General features: G+C 61.9%; 7 protein-coding genes. 2 read left to right on the top strand and 5 right to left on the bottom strand.

Going from position 1 to position 5,985, the window contains the following annotated elements; genetic code table 11:
• Positions 1-364: 364 nt before the first annotated feature.
• Complete coding sequence (locus IY392_RS09945; RefSeq protein ID WP_194861114.1) at positions 365-997, top strand: hypothetical protein; 633 nt, start codon at positions 365-367, stop codon at positions 995-997.
• A gap of 105 nt (positions 998-1,102) precedes the next feature.
• On the opposite strand, the gene IY392_RS09950 is transcribed toward IY392_RS09945, so the two are convergent.
• Positions 1,103-1,876, bottom strand: a complete 774-nt coding sequence (locus IY392_RS09950) for a hypothetical protein (RefSeq protein ID WP_228549247.1) — start codon at positions 1,874-1,876, stop codon at positions 1,103-1,105.
• A gap of 309 nt (positions 1,877-2,185) precedes the next feature.
• Here IY392_RS09950 and IY392_RS09955 point away from each other — a divergent pair, with 309 nt between their 5' ends.
• Positions 2,186-2,668 (top strand): hypothetical protein, encoded by a 483-nt coding sequence (locus IY392_RS09955; RefSeq protein ID WP_194861115.1) that lies wholly within the window; start codon positions 2,186-2,188, stop codon positions 2,666-2,668.
• A 98-nt stretch (positions 2,669-2,766) separates the two neighbouring features.
• Here the strand turns inward: IY392_RS09955 and IY392_RS09960 are convergent, their stop codons facing one another.
• The 4 genes from IY392_RS09960 to IY392_RS09975 all read right to left on the bottom strand — a co-directional run bounded on the left by IY392_RS09960 (position 2,767) and on the right by IY392_RS09975 (position 5,774).
• On the bottom strand, positions 2,767-3,648 hold the full coding sequence (locus IY392_RS09960; RefSeq protein ID WP_309234138.1) for a nucleotidyl transferase AbiEii/AbiGii toxin family protein: 882 nt from the start codon (positions 3,646-3,648) through the stop codon (positions 2,767-2,769).
• A 38-nt stretch (positions 3,649-3,686) separates the two neighbouring features.
• On the bottom strand, positions 3,687-4,643 hold the full coding sequence (locus IY392_RS09965; protein ID WP_194861117.1) for a type IV toxin-antitoxin system AbiEi family antitoxin domain-containing protein: 957 nt from the start codon (positions 4,641-4,643) through the stop codon (positions 3,687-3,689).
• Positions 4,644-4,833: 190 nt separating this feature from the next.
• The gene (locus tag IY392_RS09970) at positions 4,834-5,172 is read right to left on the bottom strand and encodes a hypothetical protein (protein ID WP_194861118.1); all 339 of its coding nucleotides are present in this window, start codon (positions 5,170-5,172) and stop codon (positions 4,834-4,836) included.
• Positions 5,169-5,774, bottom strand: coding sequence for a recombinase family protein (locus IY392_RS09975; RefSeq protein ID WP_194861119.1), 606 nt, complete (start codon positions 5,772-5,774; stop codon positions 5,169-5,171). The genes IY392_RS09970 and IY392_RS09975 overlap by 4 nt, the downstream gene beginning before the upstream one ends.
• Positions 5,775-5,985 lie beyond the last annotated feature (211 nt).

Here is a 5,985-nt window from a genome sequence, read left to right on the forward strand (position 1 = left end):
CGACTGTCCGGCGGATGGCCATCCGCCGGACAGTCGCCTGCATGAGTAGACCGACGAGGGGCCAGATGCAGATGCAGATGCTTCAGCTTTGGATGGCGAACGCAGTCTCAAGGTCCGCATCTCAGAAGGTGGGTGCGAAGCCACGGTTCCAGCGAGCGAGACTGAAAATGCAGGTGAGGCCCCTTCGTCATAGCTGACGAGGGGCCTCACCTTGGAAGTAATTCCGTCGTCTCCGAGTGAGATACGCGAGGTACCAACGTGTGCTCAGAGCTCGTAGTGCTTAGCTTACTCCATGTTCTCGGATATTGACACTTTGCCGTTGAGGCAGGTCAAGGCTGTTCGCGCGACCATTACTCCACCTCGCATGTCGACGTATGACGTCGCGACGCCAAGTGGCTTCGGAACCCGGCGCACCCGAGAGTCCTTGAAGCTATACCTTTGGAACGCCGAGGTCGCAGCAGCCTTCATGGTTCCATTGCATCTCTGTGAAGTGGCCGTTCGGAATGCCGCCGCTGAAGCAGTTTCAGCTCACTACGGATCGAATTGGCCTTGGTCGACCAGCTTCAGAAGAACCTTGCCGAACGATGCTGTCGGTTACAGCCCTCGGGCTGATCTAAGTAATCAGGCCCAGAGGCAGTCAACGACTGGAAAAGTCATACCCGAGGTCAAATTTATCTTCTGGCAGAGGCTGTTTACCAGCCGCTTCGATGCCGCCCTCTGGGATGAGCAGCTCCTACGCGTGTTCCCGAATGCCCCTGACGGCGCGGCCGTTCCTGAACTGCGTGAACGCGTGTTCGGCGATCTGGAAAAGATTCGCAAATTGCGTAACCGGATTGCACACCATGAGCCGATCTTCAACCGGCAACTTGAAGCTGACCTCGCTGCGATACACGACCTGCTCACGCTTAGGTGCGTTACCGCTACGGAGGTAGCCAGGAGTCGCGATCGAGTAACGGCATTACTTGAGGCGAGGCCTTTCCAGCCAGAGGCGCGTTGACGTGCTCGGGCACTACTGAAAGCTGTTCGAGGATGTCGACATTTGACTCTCCGTCGCGGCGCGTAGGTTCGCATGCGAGGGAGTCAAATGGTTGCCCAGAGGGGCTTAGGGAAGCAACTCGTCGTCGATCCAGTCGTCTGCGCAATAGATCGCGTCGACCACCATGCCCATTGACGTGTGCCCCGTCGCGGTCATCGTCTCCTCGTCGACGGTAGTCGAGTCACTCGAACCGTCGGGCGCAGCTCCCGCACCGACCTTCAGGAACTTCATTCGTCCGTCCGACCGGCAGTGCACCGCCACGGTCCCGCCGTCAGGGAAGTAGTGCTTCATGCGCTCGGTCACGACGTCGTCAGCTGGATCGTCGTCGATACATGCCACGGTGTTGCGCACCCATGGGTACTTGACCTCGCGGAACTCCGCGTCGCGGTTGTGCTGCGCAAATCCGAACGTCGCGACCGTGTGCGGATCTCGCGTCTCGTGCCGCGCATCCCACTGATTCGCGAGCTGCCCTAGAAAGAAGCTGTAGCCCGCGTCCACCACAGGCCCGTCGCCCGCGAAGAGTCGCCTGGATACGGTCGTATCGAAGTCCTCCGGACCGGGGCCGGTGCGCACTCGGTGCACGACGGCTCCTTGTTCGATCGAGAAGGAGTCCATCACGTACCGCACCGGACGCTCGCCTGTGGTGCGAAGTGAGTCGACGTCGCCCTCCCGAGCTATCAGCTTGATAGCCCAGTCGTAGTAGCGGCCGCCTCGAATTCCGTACCGCACGTGCAGTTCGGTATTCACTGGGTTGCCGTTCCCATATGGACCCAGCGATCCGACGAATTCGTTGTACTCGATTCCGGCCGTCGGCACTTCGTAGGGCTTCTTCTCAGTCATGCCCCCAACGATATGGCCGCCCTCCGACAACGGGGTCATACCTCTGACCAACCGCCCGTGTCGTTGGGGTACACCCGTGCGGGACGGTCGGAGAAGCGTCGTCGGCGCTGTGTCGCAGGGTCCCGCGGCACATTTGTGCCACGGATCCTGGTGGGGCCTGGAGTGCATTCGCACCCGCTGGCGCTGATGGCGGCCCAAGGTTGTCGGCTTGGTCAAGGTTGGGGAATCGTGGACTGGACCAGGGCGCGCTGGAGCAGTCCATCGCGCGGCCGACGCGGAGTGTCGGAGCGGATCGCTATCGTCTGGCAGGTGGTCGCAACGATTGCTGTGCTTCATACTTTCGCCCTGATCGCCCAGCTGGGCGGCGGTATTGTCCTGGTGGTTGAGGCCATTCGCACACGACACAACATTTCGACGTTTCAGGACGCATTGGTCGAGGCGGAGGGCGTTCGCGAAGAACAGCGTTCCGCCATTAGCGCGGATCGCGAGAAGACTCTCGGCAGGCTCCACGCCCCAGTAGCTGGGATGCCACGCAGTGCGATGCTCCCACCCGGTTTTCAATCTCTTCTGGCTGCGTATACGCAGTTCACCAGCCCTGACACTGTCGAAAAACTCGTCAGCGATCACGGCCCCGCTGCCGCTATCGAGAGGCGTGCGCTCCTGTCGTTCCTGGACAGCCAGTTCCCGGCCACGCCACGTCGGTTGCATGGCCCGTGGCCTGGCGTATTCCTGCTATTCGCAGGAATTCTGGTGTCTTACGTGACCAACATGCTGTCGACCCTGGCGCTCTAACGTTCGGACAGCAGAGATGAAGCGTCGGAGCAGCGTTTCATTCAAGTCGAGATCGTCGGAAGGACGGGGCCGCAGTCTCGGGGCGGACGACGGGCGGTTCACAGCTGGCTGAAGGTTTCTCGCCATTGGGAAGTGTGATGCTCCCACACGGCCGGCGTGCCAGCGGAGGGGAGTGATTGGAGGATTCTGTTGTAGCAGCGCCCGGCGTCGGCGAGCGCGGCGTCGAGGTCGTAGTGCTCTGGGGTGAGGGGGCTACTTCTCGCGGTAGCAGCCCACTGGGTCGTCCAGTCAGGCCCCGGGGAGATGAGGGTGTCTGGCATGTCGGAGATGTCTCGAAGGTCTCGCTCCCGTTCGACGGCGGCGACTGTGGGTGCGAGATCAATTGGTAGGTATGCGCTGATGAGAAGTAGATCTACAAGGTCGCGAAAGCGTCCGGATGGACGGCGAGTCGGTCCGAACGTCTCGTAGAGAGCGCACAGCTTGTCGGCGATCTGATCGGCGAGAGGATAGAGCTGGACGGGTCCCTCAGGTGGGAAGTCGTCGGTGTCGATGAGCCGGGGCAGTGGGCGGCGTTCGATATCGCCGACAAGCGGACGTCGGCTGGTTACCAGGTCGATCGAGAATGTATCGAATCGACGTCCGCCCAGGTAGGCGGACACGGTCACTGTCGTGCCTTTGTCGCCACTGAGTTGTCGTGGACGGCTGAGCTCAAAGCGGAAGTGATCTAAATGGTGGTCGCGGGCGACACGACGGAGGTCGTCGATGGGATCAACTGAGTCGTCGGCGACCAGGAGGTCGATGTCGTGGCTGTAGCGGGCGTGAGGTAGACGAACCATCATGCCGACACCGCCCTTGAGAACCCATCCGTGGGGATCAGCGTCGAAGATCCTGGCCAGAAAACGCGACATCACGAAGCGACGACGCGCTATCTGGTCGTTCTGGCCTTGTTGGCGAGCCTGGGCCTTCAATCGATCGGTCACCGATGCCCGGACCGCTGCTGGCGTACGCGGGGTCGGGCTCACTCGCTACCTTCCCAGAAGCGCTCGAGTGCGCGTCTGGCCCCAGCTGAGACATCCATAGCCTTGAATGCTTCCGAGAGTTTGGCGTTGTCGGCCGCGGTGAGCTTGAAGTCTGGCATGGGGGGCATAGGTGCACGAGCCATCTCGTCCAGCATCGCGCGTGCCGAGACGGAGCCGAACTGTGTCATGTGGCGCGTGAGCTGCTCGGAAATGGTCGGATTCAGATCCTCAAATAGGCCGGCCCACTGGCTGATTGAGCCAGCCGGCTGCCTGCGCGCAATATCCGCCATCGCCAGCGTGGTGGCGGGAACGCCTGCCTCGGCGATCAGTGCGTCGAGGAACCCTTGGCCATCGAGTGCTCGATGGCCGTAACTGAAAGCGAAGGGGGAGAGCGCTTCGGTGACTTCTTCCACCATGCTCAGGTCGCGGGTGAGGGCGTCACGGACGATCGAGGCGAGGTGCCCGGCATCCAGCGCCGCGGCTGCCAAGTCGCGGATCGTGCGGGACGCTGTCGTCACCGGAAGCCTGTCGACTACCTGCCAGTCGTCGCGCTCCAGCGCGGCCCGGTGGGTCACCACGCCGGGGATAGACAGCCTGACTCTGCGGGTGGTGGAAAGCTCCACCTCGTCCGCGTTCAGATCGCCTAGATGGAGAAGCCGCGCCGCTGTGCGATGCGACAGCACCCCGGTGGGCACAGCTTGATCGAGTCGCTCCCAGGTCACCGTGTCCTGGTCGAGCGCCATCCAGGCAAGACGCTCATTGAGATGCTCGTCGTCGGGCAGGCGAGTGAGGCGGTAGATCCCGTGGTGGAGTCTTTCCAGCACCCCGGAATCAGCGAGTCGCTTGAGGTCTTGTGGAGTGATGCCGACTTGCGACCGAGCCTGCCTGCTCGTCACCAGCCCATCCTGCTCCGCAGCAAGCTCCACGAGGCCGTGGACACGATCATTGGGAGACATGGCACAAAAGTACCACTTTCTGCCTAGTTCTGTACCGCTCCTTGTAATTTTCGTGCCCCAACCGTCATGATGTCAGGTCCAGCGACGGTGATCAGACGCGTCGCTTAGAGGTTCGTCTGGCGTGCGATCGATGCGTGTGGTGGTCCGGCACGGCATGGGCGACCGGCCAATGTGGTGCCAGGGGAGGAATCTAGTCATACGGGTCAAACGCGAGCTCGTCGTCGATCTCGACGAGATACTCCATCATCGCTGCAGCGCGGTCGGATGACTCTGGCTTGGCGAAGATCTCGTTGAGTAGCGGCTCGATGGGGATCGGTTTTTGCATTCGTCGATAGCCGAGGTGGGCGCTGATCAGGTGCATCGCCGGGTTGCCGTTGACGCACTCGAGGATGGGCTTCAGATCGGCGCTTCGGGCAGTGAAGGAGGAGATGCCGAAGAGGCCTACGGCGGCGGCTAGGGTAACCCAGTCTTCTGAGATGCGGAGCTCCCTAACCAGTGACCGCGTGATGCGCCGGCGTTCTTCTGTCACGCTAGAGCCGGGTCGTGGGGGTTGCGTTCACGGGCGGCGTGTTGGTGGCGGTATAGCGTGGCGCGGGACCATCCGACTAAGCTGGCTGCTTCCGCGGCGGTACGGCCCTTTCTTCGAGCGTCCTGGGCGATCTTGAGCTTTTCAGCGATCACTGCCGGATCGACCGGAGGGCGACCGAACCGGGTGCCGTTCTGCTTCGCTGCGGCGATGCCGGCGTTGACTCGCTCGGTGATCAGTTCGCGTTCGTACTCGGCGAGCGTAGCGAGCATGCCCAGCATCAACCGTCCCGTGGTTGTCTCCGGATCGATGCCGTCTGAGAGCGATTGGATCTTCACGCCCTTGTCGCGAAGGAGGTTCACGGTGTTGAGGACGTCGATCAAGGATCGGCCAAGCCGGTCGATGCGCCACACCACGACGGTGTCACCGGGCTCGATGTAGTCGAGCAGACGCTTCATTCCTGGGCGCTCGATCGCGGTCCGGCTACCCGAGGTGACATCGGAGAACACATCCCGCTTTTGCACCCCGGCCACAACTAAAGCATCCAGTTGCAGCTGCGCATCCTGACTGGCGGTACTGACGCGGGTGTACCCCAAATGCCTCATGGCCCGATTGTGCCCCACTAACCCCTGCCGAGGCGCCGCGTGCGACAGTTCTCGTCAAGACGACTTGGCGAGACGGCCTGAAGGGTCCGTTTGCCCAGGAAAGAGGCGCAGCGCCAGCTAGGCGGAGAAGCGGGACGAGCGTCTCGAAAAGCTGTAGGTTTTTAAGGCACATTCACGGCGCCAGGCGGGCCGCCGCGGGAGCCCTCGTCCA

The sequence above is a fragment of the Dietzia sp. SYD-A1 genome, assembly GCF_015356725.1.
Classification (GTDB): Bacteria; Actinomycetota; Actinomycetes; order Mycobacteriales; family Mycobacteriaceae; genus Dietzia.

Excerpts from the sequence above, each read along its gene's own strand:
- IY392_RS09945 (WP_194861114.1), top strand. The coding sequence starts at position 365 with ATGTCGACGTATGACGTCGCGACGCCAAGTGGCTTCGGAACCCGGCGC.
- IY392_RS09950 (WP_228549247.1), bottom strand. The coding sequence starts at position 1,876 with ATGACTGAGAAGAAGCCCTACGAAGTGCCGACGGCCGGAATCGAGTAC.
- IY392_RS09965 (WP_194861117.1), bottom strand. The coding sequence starts at position 4,643 with ATGTCTCCCAATGATCGTGTCCACGGCCTCGTGGAGCTTGCTGCGGAG.
- IY392_RS09975 (WP_194861119.1), bottom strand. The coding sequence starts at position 5,774 with ATGAGGCATTTGGGGTACACCCGCGTCAGTACCGCCAGTCAGGATGCG.